Source organism: Acinetobacter sp. 161(2023), from assembly GCF_037027805.1.
GTDB lineage: Bacteria > Pseudomonadota > Gammaproteobacteria > Pseudomonadales > Moraxellaceae > Acinetobacter.
The window spans coordinates 1-25,224 of the sequence record NZ_JAZEYD010000017.1 but is presented as its reverse complement, the minus strand read 5'-3'; the positions used below and the strand labels follow the sequence as shown (position 1 = coordinate 25,224).

General features: G+C 37.4%; 23 protein-coding genes and 1 pseudogene. 9 read left to right on the top strand and 15 right to left on the bottom strand.

Annotated elements, in window-relative coordinates:
- The first annotated feature begins 135 nt into the window (after positions 1 to 135).
- Genes aroQ through accC form a run of 3 tightly spaced genes read left to right on the top strand, consistent with a single transcriptional unit; the run spans position 136 to position 2,416 of the window.
- Positions 136 to 591: a type II 3-dehydroquinate dehydratase gene (aroQ, locus tag WA249_RS15975; protein ID WP_336170129.1), complete on the top strand. Its 456-nt coding sequence runs from the start codon at positions 136 to 138 to the stop codon at positions 589 to 591.
- Positions 592 to 608: 17 nt separating this feature from the next.
- Complete coding sequence (gene accB / locus WA249_RS15970) at positions 609 to 1,028, top strand: acetyl-CoA carboxylase biotin carboxyl carrier protein (protein ID WP_336170126.1); 420 nt, start codon at positions 609 to 611, stop codon at positions 1,026 to 1,028.
- A 17-nt stretch (positions 1,029 to 1,045) separates the two neighbouring features.
- A complete protein-coding gene (gene accC / locus WA249_RS15965) occupies positions 1,046 to 2,416 on the top strand; it encodes an acetyl-CoA carboxylase biotin carboxylase subunit (protein ID WP_336170124.1) in 1,371 nt (456 codons plus the stop codon).
- A gap of 47 nt (positions 2,417 to 2,463) precedes the next feature.
- On the opposite strand, the gene WA249_RS15960 is transcribed toward accC, so the two are convergent.
- The 7 genes from WA249_RS15960 to WA249_RS15930 form a co-directional block, all read right to left on the bottom strand.
- Positions 2,464 to 2,967 carry a hypothetical protein gene (locus tag WA249_RS15960; RefSeq protein WP_336170121.1) on the bottom strand — a complete coding sequence of 168 codons (504 nt, stop codon included), beginning with the start codon at positions 2,965 to 2,967 and terminating at the stop codon, positions 2,464 to 2,466.
- Positions 2,968 to 3,122: 155 nt separating this feature from the next.
- A complete protein-coding gene (locus WA249_RS15955; RefSeq protein WP_336170119.1) occupies positions 3,123 to 4,289 on the bottom strand; it encodes an MFS transporter in 1,167 nt (388 codons plus the stop codon).
- 525 nt (positions 4,290 to 4,814) lie between these two features.
- On the bottom strand, positions 4,815 to 5,843 hold the full coding sequence (locus WA249_RS15950) for a Csu type fimbrial protein (RefSeq protein WP_442891984.1): 1,029 nt from the start codon (positions 5,841 to 5,843) through the stop codon (positions 4,815 to 4,817).
- Positions 5,834 to 8,242, bottom strand: a complete 2,409-nt coding sequence (locus tag WA249_RS15945; RefSeq protein ID WP_336170235.1) for a fimbria/pilus outer membrane usher protein — start codon at positions 8,240 to 8,242, stop codon at positions 5,834 to 5,836. The genes WA249_RS15950 and WA249_RS15945 overlap by 10 nt, the downstream gene beginning before the upstream one ends.
- Positions 8,243 to 8,282: 40 nt before the next feature.
- Positions 8,283 to 8,990 (bottom strand): fimbrial biogenesis chaperone, encoded by a 708-nt coding sequence (locus tag WA249_RS15940; protein ID WP_336170118.1) that lies wholly within the window; start codon positions 8,988 to 8,990, stop codon positions 8,283 to 8,285.
- An 82-nt stretch (positions 8,991 to 9,072) separates the two neighbouring features.
- Positions 9,073 to 9,603, bottom strand: a complete 531-nt coding sequence (locus WA249_RS15935) for a Csu type fimbrial protein (protein WP_336170116.1) — start codon at positions 9,601 to 9,603, stop codon at positions 9,073 to 9,075.
- Positions 9,604 to 10,133: 530 nt separating this feature from the next.
- The gene (locus WA249_RS15930) at positions 10,134 to 10,565 is read right to left on the bottom strand and encodes a hypothetical protein (RefSeq protein WP_336170114.1); all 432 of its coding nucleotides are present in this window, start codon (positions 10,563 to 10,565) and stop codon (positions 10,134 to 10,136) included.
- A 466-nt stretch (positions 10,566 to 11,031) separates the two neighbouring features.
- On the opposite strand from WA249_RS15930, the gene WA249_RS15925 reads away from it, so the two are divergent.
- The 3 genes from WA249_RS15925 (at position 11,032) to WA249_RS15915 (ending at position 14,538) form a co-directional block, all read left to right on the top strand.
- Positions 11,032 to 12,705 (top strand): FMN-binding glutamate synthase family protein, encoded by a 1,674-nt coding sequence (locus WA249_RS15925; RefSeq protein ID WP_336170112.1) that lies wholly within the window; start codon positions 11,032 to 11,034, stop codon positions 12,703 to 12,705.
- A 211-nt stretch (positions 12,706 to 12,916) separates the two neighbouring features.
- The gene (locus WA249_RS15920; protein WP_336170110.1) at positions 12,917 to 13,972 is read left to right on the top strand and encodes a linear amide C-N hydrolase; all 1,056 of its coding nucleotides are present in this window, start codon (positions 12,917 to 12,919) and stop codon (positions 13,970 to 13,972) included.
- A 62-nt stretch (positions 13,973 to 14,034) separates the two neighbouring features.
- Complete coding sequence (locus WA249_RS15915) at positions 14,035 to 14,538, top strand: hypothetical protein (RefSeq protein WP_336170108.1); 504 nt, start codon at positions 14,035 to 14,037, stop codon at positions 14,536 to 14,538.
- A gap of 56 nt (positions 14,539 to 14,594) precedes the next feature.
- Here the strand turns inward: WA249_RS15915 and WA249_RS15910 are convergent, their stop codons facing one another.
- The 5 genes from WA249_RS15910 to WA249_RS15890 form a co-directional block, all read right to left on the bottom strand.
- Positions 14,595 to 15,623, bottom strand: coding sequence for an alpha/beta hydrolase (locus WA249_RS15910; protein ID WP_336170107.1), 1,029 nt, complete (start codon positions 15,621 to 15,623; stop codon positions 14,595 to 14,597).
- The gene (locus WA249_RS15905) at positions 15,623 to 16,747 is read right to left on the bottom strand and encodes a YdcF family protein (RefSeq protein ID WP_336170105.1); all 1,125 of its coding nucleotides are present in this window, start codon (positions 16,745 to 16,747) and stop codon (positions 15,623 to 15,625) included. The genes WA249_RS15910 and WA249_RS15905 overlap by 1 nt, the downstream gene beginning before the upstream one ends.
- Positions 16,748 to 16,751: 4 nt before the next feature.
- Positions 16,752 to 17,786: a UDP-N-acetylmuramate dehydrogenase gene (gene murB, locus WA249_RS15900; RefSeq protein ID WP_336170103.1), complete on the bottom strand. Its 1,035-nt coding sequence runs from the start codon at positions 17,784 to 17,786 to the stop codon at positions 16,752 to 16,754.
- A 19-nt stretch (positions 17,787 to 17,805) separates the two neighbouring features.
- On the bottom strand, positions 17,806 to 18,309 hold the full coding sequence (locus WA249_RS15895; protein ID WP_336170101.1) for a low molecular weight protein-tyrosine-phosphatase: 504 nt from the start codon (positions 18,307 to 18,309) through the stop codon (positions 17,806 to 17,808).
- Positions 18,310 to 18,682: 373 nt separating this feature from the next.
- On the bottom strand, positions 18,683 to 18,910 hold the full coding sequence (locus WA249_RS15890; protein ID WP_336170099.1) for a tautomerase family protein: 228 nt from the start codon (positions 18,908 to 18,910) through the stop codon (positions 18,683 to 18,685).
- 62 nt (positions 18,911 to 18,972) lie between these two features.
- Between WA249_RS15890 and WA249_RS15885 the strand changes: the two genes are divergently transcribed.
- Positions 18,973 to 19,446, top strand: coding sequence for a winged helix-turn-helix transcriptional regulator (locus WA249_RS15885; RefSeq protein WP_336170097.1), 474 nt, complete (start codon positions 18,973 to 18,975; stop codon positions 19,444 to 19,446).
- 80 nt (positions 19,447 to 19,526) lie between these two features.
- Here WA249_RS15885 and WA249_RS15880 read toward each other — a convergent pair whose 3' ends face one another.
- Entirely contained in the window at positions 19,527 to 19,886 is a 360-nt protein-coding gene (locus WA249_RS15880; protein ID WP_336170094.1) for a YcgJ family protein, read from the bottom strand.
- Between the two features lie 299 nt (positions 19,887 to 20,185).
- Here WA249_RS15880 and WA249_RS15875 point away from each other — a divergent pair, with 299 nt between their 5' ends.
- Both WA249_RS15875 and WA249_RS15870 read left to right on the top strand, forming a co-directional pair.
- Positions 20,186 to 21,343, top strand: a complete 1,158-nt coding sequence (locus tag WA249_RS15875) for an iron-containing alcohol dehydrogenase (protein WP_336170092.1) — start codon at positions 20,186 to 20,188, stop codon at positions 21,341 to 21,343.
- Entirely contained in the window at positions 21,343 to 21,777 is a 435-nt protein-coding gene (locus WA249_RS15870) for an acyl-CoA thioesterase (RefSeq protein WP_336170090.1), read from the top strand. Before WA249_RS15875 ends, WA249_RS15870 begins: the two co-directional genes overlap by 1 nt.
- A gap of 48 nt (positions 21,778 to 21,825) precedes the next feature.
- Here the strand turns inward: WA249_RS15870 and WA249_RS15865 are convergent, their stop codons facing one another.
- Both WA249_RS15865 and WA249_RS15860 read right to left on the bottom strand, forming a co-directional pair.
- A complete protein-coding gene (locus WA249_RS15865) occupies positions 21,826 to 24,054 on the bottom strand; it encodes a phosphocholine-specific phospholipase C (RefSeq protein ID WP_336170087.1) in 2,229 nt (742 codons plus the stop codon).
- Between the two features lie 324 nt (positions 24,055 to 24,378).
- Positions 24,379 to 25,224 (bottom strand): annotated as a pseudogene (locus WA249_RS15860) (DNA polymerase III subunit gamma/tau); the annotation flags it as partial.

Sequence of the window (25,224 nt, the reverse complement as noted above, 5' to 3'; positions counted from 1 at the left end):
AGCCGAATTTGGTGTACCATTTCTGCGACGATTAAAACAAATTATAAAAAAATTGTAGAAACTTATGCCATAATAAGCAAACTTTGCAGACATCTTGCAAAGAATATTTGCAACTTTAGAGCTGGAGCAATCTGAATGAGTTCGACCATTTTGGTGATTCATGGACCGAATTTGAATTTGCTGGGAAAACGCGAACCAGAAGTATATGGTCATCTTACCTTAGGTGATATTAACCAACAACTCGTTATCCAAGCTCAAAACGCATCAATTACATTAGATACTTTTCAAAGTAATTGGGAAGGTGCCATTGTTGACCGTATTCATCAGGCACAAACCGAAGGTGTAAAAGTTATTATTATTAATCCTGCGGCTCTCACCCATACTTCCGTTGCCCTACGCGATGCTCTACTTGGCGTTGCCATTCCATTTATTGAAGTACATTTGTCGAATGTCCATGCAAGAGAGGCATTTAGACATCACTCATATTTATCCGATAAAGCAATTGGCGTGATTTGTGGTCTCGGTGCAAAAGGCTATAGCTTTGCACTCGATTACGCTATTGAAAAAATTCAACCATCTAACCCAAACTAGTTTAGGAATAGTCGCCCATGGATATCCGCAAAATTAAGAAACTCATCGATTTAATGATTGAGTCTGACTTGCAAGCGATTGAAGTTAAAGAAGGTGATCAATCAATCGCTTTAACTCGCCGTAATCCAGTCGTTGCTGCGGCTGGTGTAGCACTTCCGGCAGCTGCTGCTGCAGAAGCGCCGGTTGCAAAAACACCACGTGGAGCAGTTGAAACCTCTCCAATGGTTGGCGTGTTCTACGCTGCTCCAAGCCCAGGCGAAGCACCATTTGTTAAAGTAGGTCAAACTGTATCTGCTGGTGAAACTTTGGGTATTATTGAAGCAATGAAAATCATGAACCCAATTGAAGCAACTCAAAGTGGCGTGGTTGAAGAAATTTTAGTGAAAAATGGTGATGTTATCCAATTCGGTCAACCTTTATTCCGTTATCGCGCGTAATTACCTCGGGGACGTCTATGTTGCAAAAAGTTTTAATTGCAAACCGTGGTGAAATCGCTTTACGAATTACCCGGGCTTGCAAAACATTAGGAATCAAGACTGTTGGTATCTATTCAGATGCCGATAAGGACTTGATGCATTTACGTTTTGTTGATGAAGCAGTATGTATTGGTCCGGGTGCAAGTAGTGATAGCTATTTAAATATCCCGGCAATTATTACTGCTGCAGAAATTACCGGTGCTGATGCCATTCACCCTGGTTATGGTTTTCTTTCAGAAAATGCTGAATTTGCTGAAATTGTAGAAAGTTCAGGTTTTACTTTTATTGGCCCTCGTCCAGAACATATTCGCCTTATGGGGAATAAAGTTTCGGCGATTGTTGCCATGAAAAAAGCTGGTGTACCTACTGTACCTGGTTGCGACCATGCTGTAACCATCCACAATGCCTTGGCGGAAGCTAAAGAAATCGGTTTCCCGCTTATTGTTAAAGCGGCATCTGGTGGCGGTGGACGTGGTATGCGTATTGTTGAGCGTGTAGATACACTACTTGAATCAGTTCAAGCAGCGCAGCGCGATGCAGAAATGTGGTTTGGTGATGATACGGTTTACATGGAGCGTTTTTTACAAAAACCTCGCCATGTCGAAGTTCAAATTCTTGGTGATGGTAATGGTCATGCGATTCATTTATATGACCGCGACTGTTCATTACAACGTCGTCACCAAAAAGTGTTAGAAGAAGCGCCTGCCCCAAATCTACCAGAGCAAGCTCGGGCTGATATTTTAGAAGCGTGTGTTCATGCATGTCAGCTAATGCAATATCGTGGTGCTGGTACATTTGAATTTTTATTTGAAGACGGTGAATTCTTCTTTATTGAAATGAACACTCGTGTTCAGGTAGAGCACCCTGTTACTGAAATGGTGACTGGTGTTGACATTATTGAACAACAGCTACGTATTGCAGGCGGCCTAGGACTAGAACTTCAACAAGAAGATATCAAAGTTCAAGGACATGCAATCGAATGTCGTATCAATGCAGAAGATCCAACAACTTTCTTACCTTCACCGGGTAAAATTGAAAGTTTCTATGCGCCAGGCGGTGCTGGTATTCGTTTAGACTCTCATATCTATCCAGAATATAGCATTCCACCTTACTATGACTCTATGATTGCCAAACTGATTTCTCATGGTAAAGACCGTGAAACGTCACTTGCACGTATGCGTCAAGCGTTAGATGAAATGATCCTCACAGGAATTAAGACCAATATTCCTCTTCATAAAGATCTCATTTTGCAAGATAAGAGCTTCTGCTCTCAAGCAATGGACATCCATTACCTTGAAAAACACTTGTTAAAGCAATTGGAAGAAAAGAAGAAAGCTGAAACAGCATAATAAAAAAAGCCTCTTATAAATAAGAGGCTTTTTTTATATCTATTACTTTATGGTAGTACTCTACGTAAAGTCGCAAAACACTTCTCACCCTTCGCAGTTGAACAGAAATTGATAGTATGATCATTTTTCCATTGTACAAAATATTGAGAAACATCCCCTGTTTGATCTTGCTGCTGACCAGAACAATCCACTTTATTATTATCAAATTTAATTTGCATCACTAAAGCTGCCAACTGCTCTTTAGGATCATCGGATGGTTGATATTCATATAGACCATATGACCATTCTTGACCACTTTTGATCACAACATCATTACTACTACGGAAGTTATAATATTCCACACATTTCTTATTATTTGGAATTTCCATTCCCCATAATCCCATAATTTCAGGACGCGTAACAATACGTATAGCATTAGGATTACTTGCAGTCCGAACGGGTTGTTCGACTGGCTGTTGAGTAGCCGTTTCTGCCACAGCTAAACCAGAACAAGCCCACAATAATCCAATAATATAAATATTTTTCATAGATTTATTAATCATTAAACGCATGAAGTTAAGTTAGCATATTTTTTGACAAAATCACTGCTCCATAACCATATAAAAACAATATTTTTCAACTGTAACGTGCTACAACAAGTCATCAAACAATTTTATATTTACTTGCATTTTTCAATATAATTTTTTTGTTTTACATTATCTCAAGCTTATGCCGTTGAAGAATCAACTTGTTTGGGAAGCCACATTACAAAGCATAAACCTAAGAGTACAACCACACTGGCACACATAAAAATGAGCTCACCAGAAAGAGTTTTCCAAAAATGTCCAGCAAGAACACTACCAGAAGCCACACCTAACCCCCACATGGTACTGTAAAGAGCTTGTCCACGCCCTTGCTGTCCAGCAGAGAAATTTTGAAAAATAACTCGCATAGCGATTAAGTGAAATAGGCCAAAACTAAAAGCATGCAAACACTGCGCAAAAAGTTGGCCAACAAAGTAATGCGAAAATAGTCCAACAAGCATCCAACGTATACTCGTCACTAGCAAGCACACAACGACTAAACTACGCCATGAAAAACGTTGAAAAATTTTTGGGGCAATTGAAAACATAAAAATTTCTGCAAAAACTCCCACAGCCCATAAAAATCCAATTTCAGTCGTACTAAAATTCAAAGATTTCAGAAAATTACTATAAAAACTATAAAAAGGAGCATGCGAAAAAAGTAAAATAAATTCAATTGTAAAAAATGCAGCTACTGTCGGGCGTTTAAGTACAGGAAGTAAAGGCTCTAACTTCTTTTGTGAGGTAGGTGCACCATCTGGTTCTCGAATTGTGAAAGACCAAATAAATGCCAATGAAGCAATAATTAATAATAAAATTGGAAGCATCGAAATAGGTACTATTTCTAGAAGTGCGCCAATAACGAAGACACCCACAATGAATCCAACAGATCCCCACTTACGAATTTTGCCGTAAAGTTTAGCTTTTTGATCACCCAACCAAAATAAAGTAACCCCTTCAAATTGAGCTAAAATAGCATTTTGAAAGAAGCTAAAAATAAGCATGAGTAAAGCAATAGATTGAAACGTATTTGGAACTATAAAAATAGCCAACCATATACATGATTCCATCCAAGTCGCCAACCGGACAAGCATCATTCTTTTACCAGATTTGTCAGCAATCCACCCCCAAACTAAAGGTGCAAAAAAACGCGTTACAATAGCAATTGACGATAAAACACCAATTTCTTGATAATTAAACCCTTGATCTTGAAGATATAAATTCCAATAAGGCATAAATGTGCCAACAATGGAATAATAAAAGAAATAGAATCCGCCGAGTCTAGTTTGGATTGTAAATGGTTGGAACAAGTGGTAAACCTTTGTAATTTCAATAGGTTAAAATTCGAGATAGTTGTATATAGCAAAACATCCCAACCCTACAATTTTAACACTTTGTTTTCCAATGCAAATAACTAATTTTTGAATAAACAACTTTACCTATAAAAGCTTTTTTATTGATAAGAAATAATAAATGAAGATAAGAGAACTGTAATTTAATTTGTACAATATGTTAATTTGTGTAAAAATACATTTAATATTCACAAGGTATTTATTCATCAAATGTTTTTTATTATTTTTTTAATTTGTCTTTTTCTGTTTTTACTTATTCTAAAACAACACTACCGTTAATCACCTTTTTACATCTATTGTTTCTTTAAAAGCTTTTTTATTTCCTTCAAATTAAAACAATTAAAAATCAAATTTATAGAAAGCACTCTTTAGAGCTGAATCTTTAAATTAAGCCTAGCTTAAATATCAAATCTAAAACTCACGCCTATTCACATTGGCAACCCACCACCAGAAACATACTCAATGTCACATTCCAACAGATCATTAGTAAGTTACTGTAACAACTATCGTATCTGAGTAGTTACCAGGAGTCGTTGAAATAGTTGTACCCTGCGGAATTTTTCCATACACATTTGTACTTTGAGCATTGCCTAAGCCTGTTTTAGAAACACCTCCAGAACCTCCAACCGCGGTTACACCACCAGTAGTGTCCCATACCGTACTATAAGCCGAGTTCTGATATAGCTGATAAGGGATGTATTGACTACTACCATTTGTCATACGTCTAAAACCGCCAACAATACGGTTATTTCCATCACCCAAGTAAATGCTATATGGCGTTCCATTGTTACAAGTCGTATTCACCGCACCTTGCGCAGTGTAATCACGACTCGTCGTACCAATATCATTAATATTGCCAAAATCCACATTTGATGTTGAATCTAATTGGCACAAACTCGGTACAACATAATTAGCAGTGATAGTGGCATTTCCTGAATCCCAACCACCGCCACTATCGCCTTCACAGACAGTGCTAGAGCTTGCTTGCATGTCCCAAAAAAGCTGAACCGTACCAGTATATGTCCCTTTAGGGTATGCAATCAGCGAACCAGTGCGGGCTGGGACTTTTACATTGACCGAGTAACTAATAATATTATTTGAAGCAACCGTTCTCACGGGCCCATACCAAACGTTTGAGGTCTGATTTGCAGTAGAAGAACCTGCTCCGCCTACAGTTGCGGTTACCGTATAAGGTAATGACACGCTATTATTGGTGTTTGTAATTCCCGTAAATACGGTTTTCATACACATATAAGGTGAAATTTCAGGAGTAGTACGTCCCCCTAGACAACTAATTGTGCCGGAAAAGTTGATGTTCGCATCACTATTAATGGTGGCAGCCGTATAAGTATACGTACTATTAGTGGTTCCAGTTACCGTACAAGCAGCATGTGCAGAGCTAAAAAATGCATATAATATAAAAAATAAAACAGGTGCTAAAATATACTTTATGCCCAGCGAAAACTTTTTACTCTTCATCCAAAAACTATGACTTGCAGTAGTTATCGACATACATAAGGCCCCAATTTTTTAGCACTGTATTGCTTATTTTCATATGCAAAATTAACTTGGCATAAACCATGATCGAGAAGATCTACTTCAAGTTTGTTTTGCTTTAATAGGTTTGGAATAAATACTTCACCATCGTAGCCAACTACTCCATCTTGTTGCCCATTAATTCGAACCGTATAACCTGGCAATAACGCAGATTTGTTCTGGTCAACAAGTTTTACCACACCTGAAATAACTTGATGCGCGCCAAAGTCAACCAAGGTTCCTTGACGGTAACCTACGAATGCTGTTTGGTTAGTCGATGTAACATCCCATGCTAAAGGTAAATATGATGGATCTAGATAGATATGATGAAGCTGATAAGGTCTTAAATTTGCAATTAAGAATCGACCAGTTCCATCTGTTGCTCCTAAATTTACTCCACCATTTAGAATTTGACTTTGTGGTCCTGCATTGGTTACGACCGCGTAACCATCTCCAATTTCATTGGCCGCAAAAATCCGTCCTGCTGCTGCAACCAACGATCCTGTCGCTGAAAGTGCAACTTGGTCATTATCTCCAATTCGGTTATATCGACCTGTCAGGTAGGCTGCCCGAGCACGGTAAGAGGCATAGACCGATGCATTGTTTTGATTCGCATCCTGATCATGCTCAACATAGCCTCCCCATCCAAATGCACCGATTTGTGGGTCGCTAAATCCATTTATTTCTTGTCTATACGTTGTTTTACCACTTTCATTAGATACACTCGTAATCGCATTGACTCGGGTAGATGGTGTATAACGCAGCGCAAAGTAAATGCCATAGTCTTTATGGTTTTCATAATCTTTATACGCGGAGGTATAAAAGCCCCAGTTCTTGTTCAGGCTTCCGCTTAAATTGGCAGACACTAATTTATTAGAGTTGTCGCTATATTTAATCTGGTTATAACCCAAATAAATCCCATAGCCTGTATAAAAATTATAGTTAATCCCTGCCCTAAATATCTCATCAGCCAATGCACTGTAGCTCAAGTAATTCTGTGGTTCAGAAGTAATCTGGTTCTCTTTTAAATATCGAATCTGAGACACACGGGCAAGGTCAAAGTAGTTATCGAATACTTTGCGATAACTGGTATTAAACGAAATATTCTTGCTGATACGCCCTTCTAAACCGACTAGAGCAGAATAACCGTTTTCATCTTTATACTGGCTCGCTGCAATGTCAGCATTGATCACCCCAAAACCAAATAGGTTCTTGGCAAAACCAGTGCCCAAGTTTGTTAGGCCGTCTGTTGAAGCCTCTGCACCACCGCTTAAAGTCAGTGAGTTACTGTAACCGTATCGAATCGCACCCGAAGCAAAAGTGGCATCATCATAATCGTTTGAATACAGCCCATAGTTATAGCGTGGAACCCCGACATCTACTGAGAATTCATTAATGCCTTTTGCCAGAATTTTAGATGAAAAATAGTAAGCTTGTTTGGTCACACTCTGCTGCCCCGTTGCATCTGTGGTTACAAGGGTAACTTCATTTCCCGAAATAAACGGGAGCTGTTTAATATCAAACGGGCCTGAAGGCACCAGTCCTGAATAAATCTTTTGCTGGTTGACGTATAAATCTAAAGTTGAAGGGAGTGCAGCCGAACCGGAAAATTGCGGGAGTGCCGAGGTGACAATATCGCCTCGTTGGGTGTAAGCACTTGACCATTGGAAGCCTGCCAGACGTACACTATTTCCCCAGTCAGAACTATTAGAAATAAAGTCCCCTAAGGTATATATCCGGATCTTTTCAGGGTCTACATACTGCCATTTACTTTCCAGACGCACCCACTTTTCATGGCTATAACTAGTTTCATTACTACCGTTATATAAAACCCCTGAAGAAAAGTTACCAATTGCGCTGTTAAAAATACCTTCTGCCGAACCTGAAAGAACATTCTCGTCATTGGTTATGGTGTTATACAGACTATAGTTCAGAATAGCCGCGTTTAAGGGTTTCCTTTTAAAAAAAGGAGGACTCGTAAGTTTTTGACCATTTAAGTCAACTGAATAATCCGTCAACATGTTCGAAGGAACTTGTAAGTTTAGAGACTGCTCATTCTCTAAATATTTAAACTGGATTCCTTTTAGCTCGTTAATACACACCCATTGGTTATCAGGAGTGTGCTCATCCATTTTTACCCTTAAACTTTTTAGGTCACGAGAGCGGATATACAGCTTTCCATTTTGATCTTGGCGTACCGATATTAAATCTGTTGAAATATTCGAGTTAATAGAAATCTTCAAGAAAAGCTGTGTGTACGCCTTATCAGAATTGAACACCTGATGAGAAGAGTTTGTAACTTCCGGAATACTTGGTAAAGCAATATTGGTTTTATCTTGCAATGATTCAGCAAACGCATTAATCGGCAAGTACATAACACATAAGGCACTTACGAGATATTTCATATGTGCCTCTTTAAAGAGATGTTTGCTTGCCGTTAATATTCAATGAAATATTATATTTATGATCCGATTGAAATTTAAAATCAGGGCTAATATTAAAATTTCTTGCTTTCCCAGCAAGAATATAACCATTCACCGTATTTACTTTAATGGCATAACTTTTATTTGCTGTTATATCAACAAGTGTTAAATTACTTAAAAGTGCATGTCGGTTGCCCACATTACTAATTGTAAGATAAGAATTATTTTGCTCTTGTTGTATTGACCAAGTCAGTTTAGTCATTGCATCTTTATTGACTACAAATACAGGCAATGACGAACGTAATAGTACGTTAACTCCTTGGTCTGCTTTACGGTTGTCAATCGGTTTTGGTAGTTCATCAATAATAATACGATAGGTTTGTTCACCAGAAACGGGGGCTGGATTAATTCTAACTACACGCAAATTATAAGAATCATTGGGTTGTAATTTTAAAAATGGCGGGCTAATTGCGATCTCATCTGTAGGGATTAATTGATCTTGCCCAGCATTTTGGCGCCATTCAAACACACGTACCTGTAAATCAGTGCTTTCATTTGACTGGTTATATAGACTAATTGAGGATGCCGCTTGATCATTTAACATTTCAACACTTACAGGCGAAAGACGAATTGATGCAGCGTTCAGCATACTAGGCAAAAATAACAATAAACTTGTAATAACAAAGATATTTTTTCTCATGATTTGCCCAGAACTACTTTTCTCAAATTAGGCTAGCTCCCGGAATCAAGAGCTAGCAACGACACAATAAACTTATTAAAAATTAATAAGTCACTGTTACGGTTACGGTGTCAACATAACTACCTGCGCTTGGCAAAGTTGAACCAGCAGGAATACGACCATAGACGTTAACTGTTTGCGGTGCACCAGTACCAGTACCGCTATACGCAGTTGTTGCAATACCAATCGCTGTTGCACGGTTAGTGTCAGAGAAAAGGTTGTAAGGAATAAATTCGTTGCTTGTTGCACCACCAATCATACGACGTTGAGTAGTTTGAGCATTTTTGCCCGCATCAAAAGCCAAAGTCCATGGCACAGTGTTGTTACATAAAACTTTAATTGCAGTACCACCTGTCGTTGTGGTGTCTGCATCTACATTGCTAGCAAGAGAACTTAAAGTACCGAAATCTAAAACTGCATTTGCAGTTGTACCTGTAGCTGAAGTATTCAATACACAACTATTTGTAATTGTTGCTTTAACAGTCAAGGTGCCTGTTGCAGTTGCAGCATTTGCAGCATTGATAGACATTAAACCCAAAGTAATTGCTGACAAATAAATGAGAGACTTTTTCATGGTTAAAAACCTTTTTACATTACGCCAATAAAATTAATAGATGTAAAAACTAGCCCTCCCCATCACAATCACTAGCTTTTCTGATTGTTTTTTCAAAGCGTTATTTTTTTACTCTACTTACCGTGCATAATACAAAAAAACAACAAAAACGCTAATATTAATTTCATTCTAAATATCAATTAACAATTCAAATTCTGATGAATTTCTCAATTATAAAAAAAATTATGGCTTATCACACTTTTTGCATCAATTTTCGATACTTCTAGTCAGTTTTTATTAGTTTTACTAAAAAAATTATATTTTTTAATTAGTTAAATTTCACCATCACTTGTAATATTTTATAATTTTTTAACCTTTGGTTAAAAACAAGAACAAAAAGCAAGCTCCTGATTATTCTATATATTTTAAATGAATAAGAAAAGAATATTTTATGAAGAAGAAATCTAAGTAATTTATACCATTTGTAGAATTTTTTAAAAGTTTCAGTAATTAGGCAGAACTTTGCACTGACGAAAAAAGATGATGTTAGCTTAACTATTTCTAAAAATTAAATGAAAAAACAAGCCGAGAAATCCACCTACCATAGCAAAACCTAACTGTATATAGGCTTTGCCATACCAAGCCAGCTTCCTAAATTGATAGTCAGCACTATTAGAGTTGATCACCAGCATATTTTTAATATCCCAACTATGAAATCCTTTGGGTCTTTCAGCAAAAAAATCTAGAATAGGCGTAAACCCTAAAACAAATAAAATACCAAGTAAGGGATAAACGATACATCCCGGAAAGATAGGATTCTTCTTTCGTTCCATATAATCAAATATTATAGCCGCAGCAACTAATAAACTTTGTACTAGGGCTACTTTTTTGAAAGTATGTAGATCAAAACCTAGATAGAACATTAAAGTTAAGAAAAAGACTCCTGTTAGAAGAATAGAGCATATTAATAGTTTCCAATTCATTGCAGTCCTTCAATAATTTTTTAGAATCTTATATCGTTGTAGTAATGGCTATTGAAAATATAATTTCAATTTACCTATATTAGCAAAAAACAATTACATAGCACAGTATTGACCACCCCGAAAAATGTACAAATAACACTCAAACATCTTCCTAACTTATAAATAAATTTAAATTTATCTTTAATTTATATATAAATTTTTAGAAAAATATTTAATAAAATTTAGTTTTTCATTATAGCTAAATATTTATGAAATCTATTCATTTTATAATTTAGCTCAACCTTAAAAGCTTCAGATTAAATATTATTTTTAGTTAAAGTATTTTCTATTTAAAAGTATATTTCCAAATCAAGTGAACCGTTGAATGTACTTCTTCTTTCCCTTAAAACTAACAATTCCATACTTGTAGTTTTACTTGCTTCTTGGCAAGGTATGTACCAGTAAAACATTAGGAATTTGTTCCAATATGGCGAGTCCAGCACAAATCATTCGACATAAATTTCTCAATACATTCTTTTCACGCCATTCTCTCTGGTTCTTATGTATTTTTACTGCACTCAGCATTACATGGTTTCGAACCGTATATACCCCTCATAGTATCTATTATTTTATTTCAGATACTCTGCTTAACGGTTTATGGGTGCTCACTGGTGCATTAAGTTTATTAGGCCTCTATGATGTTTTGCAGAATAAACACTCAATTTTAAGAAATTACCCAATTATGGGGCATTTCCGTTTTTTGTTTGAAGATATACGCCCAGAAATTCGCCAATACTTTATTGAAGCGGATCAAGATGCTCTACCTTTTTCGCGTATGCAAAGAAGTCTAGTTTATCAACGTGCTAAAAATGAAAATGCAGATAAGCCTTTTGGTTCAATCATTGACGTTTATCAAGAAAATTATCGCTTCATTGTTCACTCAATAAGTCCTTGCCCACCAGCTGATCCAAAGAGCTTTCGTATTCAGGTGGGTAATGCACAATGCCTTCAACCCTACAGCGCATCCATTATGAATATCTCTGCCATGAGCTTTGGTAGTTTAAGTGCTAACGCAATTCGTGCGTTAAATAAAGGTGCGCAGTTAGGTGGTTTCTACCATGATACTGGCGAAGGTAGTTTAAGCCCTTATCATCTGGAAAATGGCGGTGATATTGTTTGGCAAATTGCCAGTGGTTATTTTGGCTGCCGTACCTTAGACGGGAAATTTGACGAGCAAAAGTTTGCCAAGCAATCTCAATTACCACAGATCAAAATGATTGAGTTGAAGCTTTCACAAGGTGCAAAACCAGGCCATGGTGGTATTTTACCTAAACATAAAATTACCGCAGAAATTGCCCAAATCCGCGGCGTTTCTCGCGACCACGATTGTATTTCTCCTGCAAAGCATTCTAGTTTTTCTACCCCTATTGAAATGATGCATTTCTTACAGAAATTGCGCACATTGTCTGGCGGTAAACCAGTTGGTTTTAAACTGTGCATTGGTCAACCTTGGCAATTTATGAGTATTGTTAAAGCAATGCTAGAAACAAAAATTGTTCCTGACTTTATCGTTGTTGACGGTTCTGAAGGTGGTACTGGCGCAGCGCCAATTGAGTTTAGCGATAATATTGGTACTCCATTACGTGAAGGGTTACGCTTTGTCCATAACACGCTTGTTGGTGCAGGACTAAGAGATCAAGTTAAAATTGGTGCTAGTGGTAAAATCATTAGCGCATTTGATATTGCCAGTACTTTTGCGTTAGGTGCAGATTGGGTTAACTCGGCACGTGGTTTCATGTTTGCTGTTGGATGTATTCAGGCACAAAGCTGTCACACGAACCAATGCCCAGTAGGTATTGCAACCCAAGATAAAGACCGACAAAAAGCAATTGATGTACCGACCAAAGCAGAACGTGTATTTAATTTTCATAAAAACACCTTGCATGCTTTATCTGAAATGATTGCTGCCGCTGGTTTACGTCATCCTTCGGATATTAAAGCCCACCATTTGGCTCAGCGAGTAAACGATCGTGAAATTAAGAACTACGCTCAATTGCATTTTTTCTTAAAAGAAGGCGAGCTTTTACAATCTGAACTGAATAGTGATGATGATAATTTCTATTATCGGATGTGGAATATGGCTGATGCCAACCATTTTTAATTTATATTAATCCTATAATTTGAGCATTACATTTATAGTGTGATGCTCTTCCCTATTTAAAACGAATATGTGATTTTTGCTTAAACTTACGTCTCCTTTTAATTTGTCTTTAATAGATTTTTCACCTAATATAAAAGTATAAATAACGTACACATTTTAATTTTATTTAATAAAAATTTTTTTAATGCTTATAACAAGAAGGTATCTCATCATGTTCAAAAAAACATTCATCTCTTCTTTTGTTGCATTGGCTGTAGGTTTAAGTAGCTATGCTGTTGCTTGTACGCGCGCTGTATATTTGGGTAATAACCAACATATTATTACTGCTCGCTCAATGGACTGGAAAGTTGATACGGGCACAAATTTATGGATTATGCCGAGTGGTATTGCTCGTGATGGGAGTGCAGGACCTAATTCAATTAAGTGGACTTCTAAATACGGAAGCGTGATTGCCACAGGTTATGAAGTTTCCACAACAGATGGCATGAATGAAGCTGGGTTAGTTGCTAATATTTTATGGTTAGTAGAATCTCAATATCCAGATGTGAAAAAAACAGATAAGCCCTTACTTAGTATCGCAGCTTGGGCTCAATATGTACTCGATAATTTCGCAACTGTCGATGAAGCCGTTAAAGCATTAGAAAAAGAACCTTACACGATTGTGACCGATAATGTCCCAGGCGAAACACGCCTTACTACCCTGCATTTATCTATTTCTGATAAAACAGGTGATAGCGCAATTATTGAATATATTGGTGGAAAGCAGGTTATTCACCATAGCCGAAGCTATCAGGTCATGACTAACTCGCCTACTTTCGATAAGCAACTAGCACTTGCCGAATATTGGAAACAAATTGGTGGCACGATCATGCTCCCTGGTACAAATCGAGCATCCGATCGCTTTGCTCGTGCATCTTTTTACATTAATGCAATTCCTAAAAATGATGATAGTAAACAGGCTCAAGCTTCTGTATTTAGTGTGATTCGAAATGCATCTGTTCCCTATGGACTCAATACTCAAGAAGAACCAAATATCTCTTCAACTCGCTGGCGCACTGTGGCCGATCATAAACAAATGCTCTATTTTTTCGAGTCTGCCCTATCACCAAATGTGTTTTGGGTTGATTTGAAAAACATTAATTTTAAAGATGGAAAAACGCGTAGACTAGATTTAGGACCTGATCAAAGTCATATCTATGCGGGTGATGCCACTTCTTCCTTTAAAATTGCAAAACCATTTTTATTTTTAAGCCCAATTACTCGTTAATTTATGTCAAAATTTATTGGCTTTAAACTAAATAATATTAAACATACTATCTTGGAATTTATATGATGAAGAAATCTCTACTCTTATTGAGTTCGTGCCTACTGACAACGGCTTGCAGCACCACACTATTTGGTACAGATAAAGCAACTGCTCCTACACAAGTAAAGACCGTTGGTCAGCTCAACTGTTTACCAACTGAATTATGCCCTAGCTTGCTCGTTAAATGGAACGAGAATCAAAAAGATCAGCTTCGCGTAGATGTTCATTTAAGTAGTAGTTATAACTTTTATGATATTAACGAGTTAATATTTGATATTGATGGGAAACGATTTACTTATCAACCCGCTCAAGCGACTGAGAAAACCAATGTAAGTCGATTAGTTCCTAAACATTCAACAACTTTCTTTATTATTCCAAGCAAATTCTTACAAGAGTTTAAAAATGCTCAAAATGTAAACGTTTTGATAAAAACGGATAAAGGAACAATCGAACGCAATATGTATAGTCCACAAAAACAATCTTCGGTTTATAAAAACTTTATGCAGCTTTATCAAAATTCAAAATAAAGCACACGCATTAAGTCATGCATCTATTCAGAATTATGGGATAGATGCATTATGTTTTAATAATAAAAATGTTTTGGCTTCGCATGTAAAAATGCTGGAATCAAACCTGTTAAAGCTGCACGTATATCAGCACGTTCATTAATTAATTGATGAGAACCTTCTTCAAGCATTAATAGCGTTTGCAGCCTAAATTTACGACGAATAAATTCAATGTTATAACGCCAATCAACTGTCTGATCGAGAGCACCTTGTGCAAGCCAGACAGGAATACGGCAAGCGGGCCGCTCTTCCATTTCTTGCATCCATTTTGACATTGCCAAAATCCAGTCCATGCCCATCATTCGAGGCTGCAACGGATCTTTTAAACGAATAAAACGTAAAAATTCAGGATTATGATTATTACGTCTAAAGTGTCTTGGTACTTGGCGCTTAATACGGCGAATAATGCCCAATCCAACGGGATTATGCCACCATGCTGTTTTTGCAGGGCGAATTAAGGGTGAAAGCAACAAAACTCTATCGACAATTGGATCTTGACGTTTTTCAGCATATTCTAACAAGTGATGCATCCAGATTGCCCCACCTGTACTTTGACCAATTCCCACCCATGGTTTAGGCAACTGATCTGCATGTTTTACATATTGATAAACAGCCATCAAAACTTGTTGATAGTGATCAAAATTTTGAATACTTGCTGGTGAACCATTGCTCAAACCATGTCCGGGTAAGTCGTAGGTAATAACACTAAAGCCTTGTTCAAGGATTTCACGAATGATGGGCTGATAAATACCACTATGCTCAAGATAACCATGTAATAAACAGACAGTACCTTGTACTTTCTCTACTTTAGGTTTGAAAACTTGCACATGTAAGCGAAATAAAGGCATCTGAACATAGCCCTGCCAATGGTCACATTCAAGTAAATGTAAACCATACAATTTGCGATAGGCCAACAAATCTCGCGATGGTTCTTCTAATGTATTTAAATTGAGTGGACTTAAAACCTGTGGCGTAAGATCACGATTAGGAACCGGCAAATCTAATTTTTTTAATACGGCAGGATTGAGAAACGGGATGTCTGACATTAAGGTACCTCTCGACAATCACTTGAGCCAAACAACATGTCGCGAATTGTCGCAAGTAATTCATAATTTGCACGACGACTATGATCGTAATTTTGCACACTTGGTTTCCAGCGTGTCAGTGGTGTTGGCATTGGAGCCACAACAGGAATTGTTTCTATACCATTTAAAGCAAATAGTCGGCGTGTACGCGGCATATGGTATTCATCTGTAACCAACATGACCGTCGGTGCCCCACCTTTTTTCTGAAGCAATAAAGAACTAAATCGTGTATTTTCACAGGTGTTCATACTTCGATTTTCTAGTAATTTTGCATCAACGCCCCGCTCTTTTAACCAAGTTTGCATATATGGCGCTTCAACACCACTCAGTACAATAGGAAGCTGATTCTGTTTTTCAACTTCTAAGGTTTTTTCTAGTCTCAGACGTGTGTAGCTGTTAACAACAATATCTTTGCCATTTTTATCTAAAGTTAAACCACCACCTAGAACCACAATGGCGTAGGGTTCTGACAACTTTTTAGGTTGAGTCGGCAGCGGATTTTTACGTACATATTCAACTGTCTGTTCAGGCTCGCTTATCGCTTTTTGATGTTCTGGTACTACAGGTTTTCTTGCTAAAAACTCAGTATATTGCTCTGTAAGCGCTTTATTTTCCGAACTATTAATAAATAACGCTTCATCAATAGGGCCACTTGCTTCATCAGCTGCATCAATTTCTGAATTTTTAGCGACTAAAGGAACACTAACAGCTGACGTTTCTTCCTCTAACTCCTCTTCTTTTTCTTCTAAAAGAATAATTTGCTGCAAAGCCTTATAGTTTTCTTGTATATAGCTCAAATCGGCTGTCTTTTTTTCACGTAAAGCATCTTCCGTCAGCTTTAAATAAGCCTGATGAGCAATCCATAAATTTGATCCAGGCTCTAAATTATCATGTTCACTTAATGCGGCTTTCCGCTGACTTTCTGCAGCCACTTCATTCACATCTACTGGAACAAAATAGTTAAGCCCAGCTACAATAAGTTTTGAATAAAACGGTGAATATAAAAAAACCACGAAACAGCCTAATAGTACAAATAGCATTGTAACTACTTGTACAAAACGTACCATTAAGTGTACTTTTAGCATAAAACTATTCCGTATGATTTTCAATTAAACCTAAACTGTTATAAAGCACAGGCTCTGGTTCTAACATAATATGGAAACGCTGATCAACATCATGTTGTACAGTCTGATAAGTTTTCTTTACATCTGTGAGAGATGCATTGGCATAATTCACCAAAACCAATGCCTGTTTATGGAACATCCCCACCATATCAAGTTGTTTACCTTTCCAACCCACCTGATCAATTAACCATCCTGCTGCAATTTTAACGTTTCCATTGGCTTGAGGATAATGAGGAATTGTTGAGAATTGTGTGATTAAACGTTCGAATTCTTGAGAGTTAACAATCGGATTTTTAAAGAAACTACCCACATTTGGATATTCTTTTGGATCAGGGAGTTTACTTTTGCGAATATGGATGACTTGATTTTGTAAGTTCTCGGCAGTCTGATTGTCTCCAACTGCTTGTTTTAAATCACCATAGTTAAGTTTTAATTGTGGCTGTTTAAGTAATTTAAAAGTGACATGCGTAATGATGTAACGGTTTGGGCCATCTTTAAAAATGCTATGACGATAAGCGAAATGGCAGTCTACCGCTAAAATTATCTGAGTTTGTTTTAATTTACGGTCATACACTTGTACGGACTCAATAAACTCACCTACCTCAACACCATAAGCACCAATATTCTGTACAGGTGAAGCACCAACTAAGCCTGGAATAAGTGCTAAATTCTGTAAACCAAACCAATTCTGTTTTGTACTATATAAAACAAAATCATGCCAAACTTGTCCTGCACCTACTTTGACTCGAACAGAATCCTGATCTTCAGATAAAACTTCAATTCCTTGAATATCAAGATGAATTACTAGTGCTTGAATCTGCTGCGGCAGCAACATGTTACTACCGCCCGATAACACAAGTACATTTAAATGATGCTGCTTAGCAAAATCCAAAGCTTCTTCAATATCCTGAATATTACCGACTTTTGTGTAATGTGAAGCTGTTGCATCTAAACTTAATGTATTGAATGGCTTAAGCTGTACCTGATTCTGAATTTGCATTGTGTTGAAAAACCTATTCTTAAACATTCAATTGTTTTTTTAAAATATTAATCCACGCCAAACTACTAGACTCGCATTGGTCAAGTACGCGCTCGAAGCCATCAGCACCACCATAATAAGGATCAGGTAAGGCTTGTTGTAGATATTGAGGATCATGCTCACTCATTAAAGCTATTTTTGCACGAATTTGATGAGTACCAAACTGAGAAACCGCACTTTGTACCATGTCATGAATATCATCAAAGTTTTGATGATCCATTGCCAAAATCAAATCAAATTCTAAAAAGTCTTGAGTTGAAAGCTGTCTGGCACGCAAAGACGATAAGTCATAACCTCTTTTTTTAGCGTGCAACTGACTACGCTGATCTGGTGCTTTATTTGGATGATAATTACTCGTTCCAGCTGAATCGACAATGACATTAAGTTGATGCGCATCACAATAATGTCTAAAAACCACTTCAGCCGTGGGAGAACGGCAAATGTTTCCTAAACAGACGCATAACACCTTATATTGTGTTTCCATTAGAAACTACTTCCAAGCATTTGAATTAAATAGAAATAAATATGGTGCATGTAAAATCCTGACAAAGCTATAAATTATTGTCAGAATCGAATTGACCATTGTGACGTGTTGCATTTTGTCAAAACTCACATGGCTTGAAAAGGAAAATAATGTTTATCAATAGATTAAAAGTTGATAAATCAGTCGACAAAGTAGCTGACCTTCTAATTTTGAATAAAATAATAAAGCCCTCCGAAGAGAGCTTTTAAAGCAAAGCAGACACTTACATTATTAATAATTATATGAGCTTTAAATCCTAAAACAGGATAGCAACTACTTCTTAATGTACAACTTATGATTTACTAATACAGCTTTAGTAAAAGGCCCAAAACAATCATTTAACGTTGCTAATTAACTCAATCATTTCCTTCGTTGGCCTTAAGCTACCTAATTGCCACTGTTCAGGTGGATATTCATCAATTCGTATCCAGACATGCTCTTGAAAAGCTGGATTTCCCTTTCCTTCTATCTCTACAAATAAATCTGTTATTCGTTTGAAAAGCTCAGCTTTACTCTCTTTATCTAGTAAACCTTCTATAGTTTGTATATTTATAAATGGCATAATGCTACCTGAATTAATGCTAGGTCTAAATTATAGACTCATACTAATTGGAGCCATCTCTGATGTCAAATCAAATTATTCCAAATCATAGATTTTCAGTAGATGCATGTGGAATCTTCAAAATTGCTGAGATATTGAACGATAGTTGGACGATTCTATTGTTGAGAGAAGCTTTTTATGGTGTAACGAAATTTAATGATTTTCTAGAAAATACAGGCATATCAAAGCAAATTTTATCTAATCGTCTAAAACACCTTATCCAATTAGAGGTATTTGAACTATCAATTTACAAAGAAGTTGGATTTCGAGAGCGAAAAGAATACTTACTCACCACAAAAGGAAAAAGCCTAAATATTGTATTGCTTGCCATGCTTGAATCTGGTGGTAATTTTATTGAAAAAGATAAAGATGTCGTTAAAGTTTTTAAGAAGAATTCAGATGATCACCTCAAATTAAAGCTTGTTGATTCATCTAATCAAATCATAGATCTTAATAATCTGGAACTAAAACTCATTCCTCGCAGAAATAAGGAATAATTTGTTCTGTTCATCTCACTTTCGTTCAACTGTAAAAAAGCCCAAATATTATGGGCTTTTAAGCAAAATGAAGACAAAAATCACTTATTTTTAAATAGTTTATCAGTCATATTTCTATCAATCTTACTGCGATGTCCATTCTCAAAATATCGATCGACATGACATAGTTTTGTCTTGGTATCACAGAACACACCATTTGAGAGTGTAAATGCTGATGTATCAAAATCGCCTTGAGAGAATGCTTTATTGGCTTTATAAGTGCCTAAGTATTTAACTGTAAGTTTTTTAGAGACACCTTTTTTGTCAGCGCAAATATATTTGTCACAAATTACACCCTTTTGAGGTGAATATACGGCAGAGCTGGTTTTCGCGATTGCGGCTGAGCTCAGCATGAAGCAAGTGCATCCAATAACACTAAATAAAGTTTTAGAAATTTTCATTTTTTAGAACCGAATAAAATTATAAATTGTTAAGGCATTATATAAATTAGTAGTCTACTCGAAAATCTACACAAGCCTATAAATAACAAAAAGCCCACCGTTCAATGGCCTTTCAAATAACTTGTGTATCGCCTGAATATCCCACTTCGACCATATAAAAATAGCGTTTATCTCATACAACACTCAACATAATCGCCTCAGAACTACTTTATTTTAAAGTGTCTTATGCTAAGTTATTTGAAGATTGAATCTTATAAAACCGTTCAACAATAATGTTCAAGAATAAGGAAATAATGTATATGAGCCATTTTCAATTTCAAACCGTTCCAAATATCATCTCTGGCTTAGGCTCTATACAAGAATTACAGAATGTTTTGTCTTCAAAAGCTTACCGTAAGCTATTGCTAGTCACAGATGCAGGCATGATCAAAAATCAGTTACATCTGCCCATTCTTCAAATTTTAGATACGCTTAATATTGAATATGTCACTTTTGCAGATGTGCAAGCTGATCCACCCGAACAAGTTGTTTTAGATGCAGCTAATTACGCAAAACAACAAAACGTAGACGCGATTATTGGTTTTGGTGGTGGTAGTTCTTTAGATGTTGCAAAAGTAATTGCCTTGCTCGCCCACCCCAATCAAACTCAAAATTTGCAAGAGATGTACGGCGTAAACCAAGTAACCACTGCTCGCCTACCTCTTATTTTAATTCCAACGACAGCCGGTACAGGTTCTGAAGTAACGCCTATTTCAATTGTGACTACTGGTGAGACAACAAAAATGGGGATTGTCTCTCCAGTACTGTACGCCGACACTGCAATTCTTGATGCTACTTTCACTCAAAATCTTCCAGCACATATTACCGCTGCAACAGGTATTGATGCGATGGTGCATGCCATTGAGGCATATACCTCTAAGCATAAAAAGAATATTTATACTGATATTTTAGCTAAGAATGCTTTGAAGTTACTGAACCATAACTTACCGAAAGTTCTTAAAGATGGTAATGATTTAGAAGCACGTCAAAACATGCTGTTCGGTTCAATGCTCGCAGGTCAGGCATTTGCAAACTCGCCCGTTGCCGCTGTGCATGCTTTAGCTTATCCACTTGGTGGGCATTTTCATTTGTCGCATGGGCATACCAATGCCCTAATGTTAGTAGAAGTATTAAAATTTAATGCACCCAATGCAAAAAAATACTATGCAGAGCTTATGCAATGGCTAGATCCATATAGTAATGGCAGTACCGATGGTTTGTGTGATCTGTTTATTGACCATATGCAGAACCACTTAGACCGTAGCGGCTTGACCCTAAAACTTAGAGAATTGGGTATTGATGAGTCGAGCTTACCTAGACTTGCTCAAGATGCCATGTTGCAAACTCGCTTGCTACAAAATAACCCACGTGACATGACAGAAGCCGCTGCTTTGGCAATTTATCAGGCGATTCATTAATGACTAAACCAGTTTTAAAAACCCGCGATCAATTTAAGTTCTTTTTAGACATTCAAACACGTTGGGCAGATAACGACATCTATGGTCATGTGAATAATGTGACTTACTATAGTTACTTTGATACGGCAGCCAATGCTTTGCTCATTCAAAAAACAGGTTTTGATATTCATGAAGCAAAATCAATTGGGTTAGTGGTCGATTCAGCTTGTAGTTTTTTTCAGGAATTATCTTTTCCCGAAATTATTCAGGTAGGTGTTGCGATTGGTAAAATCGGCACGACTTCACTACGTTATGAATTGGCGATCTTTAAACAAAGTCAAGATCAAGCCTCAGCTCAAGGACATTTTGTGCATGTATTTGTTGATCGTGAAACGCGTAAGACCGTACCCATTTCTGAGTCAGTTCGTGAAGTCTTAGAGAATTTTTTATTATAAAAAACGAGGCAAAAAGAAAATGATTTGTTCTTTTTGCCTCACCCGAACTTAGGTCATTGCGGGGTCACTAAACGAATCTTCACCCGTTTCAACTCGACCAGCAAAACGTCGGTAATAATATGGATCACTCTGACTCGTGATTTCAAAATCATACCAATGTCCAACCTCAGCCAAAGCCCAGTGTTGCTTAACAACTTGGCCAGCTTTTACGGTAAGTTGTAACGGAGCATCTTGGCGATATGCACGAGGCTTAATTGTCAATATTGCATCCTTGGTTCCTTCATTCATGAGTTCTGCGTAAACATCGCCGTTGGCAATGTCATAACACACTCGAATTTCAGGTTTAATCTCACTATCGATAATACGTTGAGTATCACCTTTAAAGTGACGGTGATAACCATTTGGACCAAGTACCCATAAGTCATAGCGGCCTAAGTTATCTTTTAAAGCATTCCATTCATCGTCTAAGGTTTTATTTGGCTCTACAATATAACGCTTTGGAATAAGGTCCAGATTGAGCTTGTCATATACATGAAAAACTGCTGTTTGCTGACCTGTATTAGAGAAAATCAATTGCACCTTACCATCAGCTTTACAGCGCGCGCTGGTGTGCAGTTCGTAAGGCAATGCCCGTGACAAGCGTATACCACTTTGCTGAATCGGTAACTTAATATCCGTTGGTACAGGTACAGCTGGCAAAGCTTCTTGGTTTTCTCTTAGCTCATCTGCCTGCAAACGTGTCTGTTTACCATTGAGCTGAGGTAAAACATCTGCATTTGGTGTTTTAAAGTTAAATGCACTGGTTAAATCACCACACACTGCACGGCGGTATGGACTGATATTCGGCTCTTTTACACCGAAACGTTTTTCTAAAAACATAAGCACAGAAGTATGGTCAAACACTTGCGAGTTCACCCAGCCACCGCGACTCCATGGGGAAATCACATATAACGGAACACGAGGACCCGGACCATAAACGCGGCCATCAGGTGTAGGCTGAGAATGGCTTCCTTCAGGCGCTGCGTGGTCAAAATATTCATCCTGCATATCGGCACTGCTTAATGTCGATTTGCCAGCGTATTGACCATTTGCAAGTCGTGATGGCGCAGATGGTGATGGTACGTGGTCAAAATAACCATCATTTTCATCAAAATTGATAATAAGTGCTGTTTTACTCCAAACCTCTGGCACAGCAGTTAATGCATCAATAATTTCTTGAATAAACCATGCCCCTTGAACTGGGCTTGAAGGGCTTGGATGTTCACAATAAATTGATGGCGCATTAATCCAAGAGACTTGAGGTAACTTACCTTCACGAATATCTCGTTTAAAAGCATCGAGATATTCTTCTGGTTTATTGCCCGGCAATGTATTTGCAATACCCTTATAAAGTGGATTTTTGGCATTATCAGTAGCCGCATCATAGGCTTTATAGGGTAGCTTTTGACCTGTATCGGCGTAGGGTTTGTTTGGTTCACCACCGCTTGCAACAGGATAACCAGATGCAATATTTGCCTTTCTAAATGTACGAAATGCACCAAGCATGTTATCGCCCCATTCATCTGGCATATTTTGATAACAAATCCAGCTTACCCCTGCTTCTTCCAAACGCTCAGCATAGGTCTTCCATGTATAACCGCGTTCTGCCGTAGCTGGATTACCATCAATCCAGTCCCATTCATTGTTTACAAATGAACGCTTGGTTGGTGTTGCACCATTTGTACCAGTCAAATGAAAAGAACGGTTTGCATCTGTTCCAGTGTGCATAGAGCAATGGTAGGCATCACAAATCGTAAAGGCATTGGCGAGTGCAAACTGATATGGAATTTCTTTTTCTTTAAAATAACCCATTGATATATCAGTTTTATAGGTTGGCCAGTTCGCCATACGCCCATTGTCCCACGCCAACTGGCTATCGTTCCACGTATGTGGCGTGCCATCTGCACGCTGTGCATTATTGGCTGTACCATCTAAGTGAAAAGGCGTTAAAACTTGCCCATTGCGTCTAAGTTGCTCCCAAACACGGCGGCCATTAGGAAGAGGAATTGTAAAACGATCGGCGAAGCCTCGAACGCCTTTTAAGGTACCAAAGTAATGGTCAAAAGATCGATTTTCCTGCATTAAAATAATAACGTGTTCGACATCCTGAATAGTGCCAGTTTTATTATTTGCAGGAATTGCTAAAGCTTTTTGAATACTAGATGGGAACGCTGCCAATGCCGCTGCACCAAAACCCATATTTAAAGAATAATTTAAAAATTTACGACGTGTAATCATGATCAGGTTCTTTTTATTATTTAAGTTTATGGAGCACAGCGCATTACAGGCTTTTTACCTGTTTCTGGCGTATTCGAATTATCATTTGTCGAATCGTTACAACCACTCAGCAGAATGGCGCCGATTAATAAAAAATATGAATATTTAAAGGATATTGTTCCTGTGCATTGCCTTTTCATGACGATATATAGTCCATTTAAAATCTAAAATGACTAACATAGAAAAGCACAATGACAGTGACATGACCTGAATATTTCAATCCAGTGAAAAATATGAAAATTCTATTATTTTCATATTCTGCACCAGATCAAAACTCATTTAAATTTAAGGTTTTAATTGAATATTTTGTAGTTCGCCATCAAAAGTTTCTATAAGACTTTTAATAACTGGCTGTTGCTGTAATAGCTCGGCTGCTCGGTGAAAGGCTTTTTCTTTACGCGCACTTTGAATGGTATATGGTGTAGATGTATTCAAAGCACCATATTCAACTGTAAATTGAGTATTCGGCCATTGCTCATTTAATGCATCAATAAGGCCTTGTTGTAATTGGGTCAGCATATTTTCATATTCCTGAGGAATATGGAAAACCGTGTTACCACCAATTTCCCCAGTCATCACACCATGCTGTGCAAGTTCTTGAACAGCGGGAGAAAGCTGACTGTTTCTAAACCAGTATTCCCATTTTTCAAGTGACCACTCACCTTCTAAAACTTGAGGAGCCAGCTTCAAGATGTCTTGAGGCATCAACTGCGCATTATCAGTTGCACTAACTTCTTTTACAACTTCAACCTTCTCAATCGCCTCTGGAGTTTCCACCAGTAACGGTTGCTCGACAACAGGTTCTAAAGCTAAATCATGAGTAACAGGCGTATCTTGGGCAAGTGAAAAATCAGTGCTAGGCGCTTCAAATAAACCTATAGGCTCAGCAGTAAAAGCTGGTTCAGGTTCAATATTTTTGGCTTGGGTTTCAGCCTGAATTTGTACTGACTTTTGTTCTGGTACCGGAATAAAATCTTCCTCCAGAACATTACTTGTCTCTTGAACAGACGCTGACTCAAATCCGATTAACTCATGATGATTTGGGTCAAATACCATTAAGTCCTGATTAGACTCAGGTTCAGGTTCAGGTTCAGGTTCAGGTTCAGGTTCAGGTTCAGGTTCAGGTTCAGG

Coding starts and splice junctions, on each gene's coding strand:
- aroQ (WP_336170129.1), top strand. CDS start 136: ATGAGTTCGACCATTTTGGTGATTCATGGACCGAATTTGAATTTGCTG.
- accB (WP_336170126.1), top strand. CDS start 609: ATGGATATCCGCAAAATTAAGAAACTCATCGATTTAATGATTGAGTCT.
- accC (WP_336170124.1), top strand. CDS start 1,046: ATGTTGCAAAAAGTTTTAATTGCAAACCGTGGTGAAATCGCTTTACGA.
- WA249_RS15960 (WP_336170121.1), bottom strand. CDS start 2,967: ATGCGTTTAATGATTAATAAATCTATGAAAAATATTTATATTATTGGA.
- WA249_RS15950 (WP_442891984.1), bottom strand. CDS start 5,843: ATGTCGATAACTACTGCAAGTCATAGTTTTTGGATGAAGAGTAAAAAG.
- WA249_RS15945 (WP_336170235.1), bottom strand. CDS start 8,242: ATGTACTTGCCGATTAATGCGTTTGCTGAATCATTGCAAGATAAAACC.
- WA249_RS15940 (WP_336170118.1), bottom strand. CDS start 8,990: ATGAGAAAAAATATCTTTGTTATTACAAGTTTATTGTTATTTTTGCCT.
- WA249_RS15935 (WP_336170116.1), bottom strand. CDS start 9,603: ATGAAAAAGTCTCTCATTTATTTGTCAGCAATTACTTTGGGTTTAATG.
- WA249_RS15930 (WP_336170114.1), bottom strand. CDS start 10,565: ATGAATTGGAAACTATTAATATGCTCTATTCTTCTAACAGGAGTCTTT.
- WA249_RS15925 (WP_336170112.1), top strand. CDS start 11,032: ATGGCGAGTCCAGCACAAATCATTCGACATAAATTTCTCAATACATTC.
- WA249_RS15920 (WP_336170110.1), top strand. CDS start 12,917: ATGTTCAAAAAAACATTCATCTCTTCTTTTGTTGCATTGGCTGTAGGT.
- WA249_RS15915 (WP_336170108.1), top strand. CDS start 14,035: ATGATGAAGAAATCTCTACTCTTATTGAGTTCGTGCCTACTGACAACG.
- WA249_RS15910 (WP_336170107.1), bottom strand. CDS start 15,623: ATGTCAGACATCCCGTTTCTCAATCCTGCCGTATTAAAAAAATTAGAT.
- WA249_RS15905 (WP_336170105.1), bottom strand. CDS start 16,747: ATGCTAAAAGTACACTTAATGGTACGTTTTGTACAAGTAGTTACAATG.
- murB (WP_336170103.1), bottom strand. CDS start 17,786: ATGCAAATTCAGAATCAGGTACAGCTTAAGCCATTCAATACATTAAGT.
- WA249_RS15895 (WP_336170101.1), bottom strand. CDS start 18,309: ATGGAAACACAATATAAGGTGTTATGCGTCTGTTTAGGAAACATTTGC.
- WA249_RS15890 (WP_336170099.1), bottom strand. CDS start 18,910: ATGCCATTTATAAATATACAAACTATAGAAGGTTTACTAGATAAAGAG.
- WA249_RS15885 (WP_336170097.1), top strand. CDS start 18,973: ATGTCAAATCAAATTATTCCAAATCATAGATTTTCAGTAGATGCATGT.
- WA249_RS15880 (WP_336170094.1), bottom strand. CDS start 19,886: ATGAAAATTTCTAAAACTTTATTTAGTGTTATTGGATGCACTTGCTTC.
- WA249_RS15875 (WP_336170092.1), top strand. CDS start 20,186: ATGAGCCATTTTCAATTTCAAACCGTTCCAAATATCATCTCTGGCTTA.
- WA249_RS15870 (WP_336170090.1), top strand. CDS start 21,343: ATGACTAAACCAGTTTTAAAAACCCGCGATCAATTTAAGTTCTTTTTA.
- WA249_RS15865 (WP_336170087.1), bottom strand. CDS start 24,054: ATGATTACACGTCGTAAATTTTTAAATTATTCTTTAAATATGGGTTTT.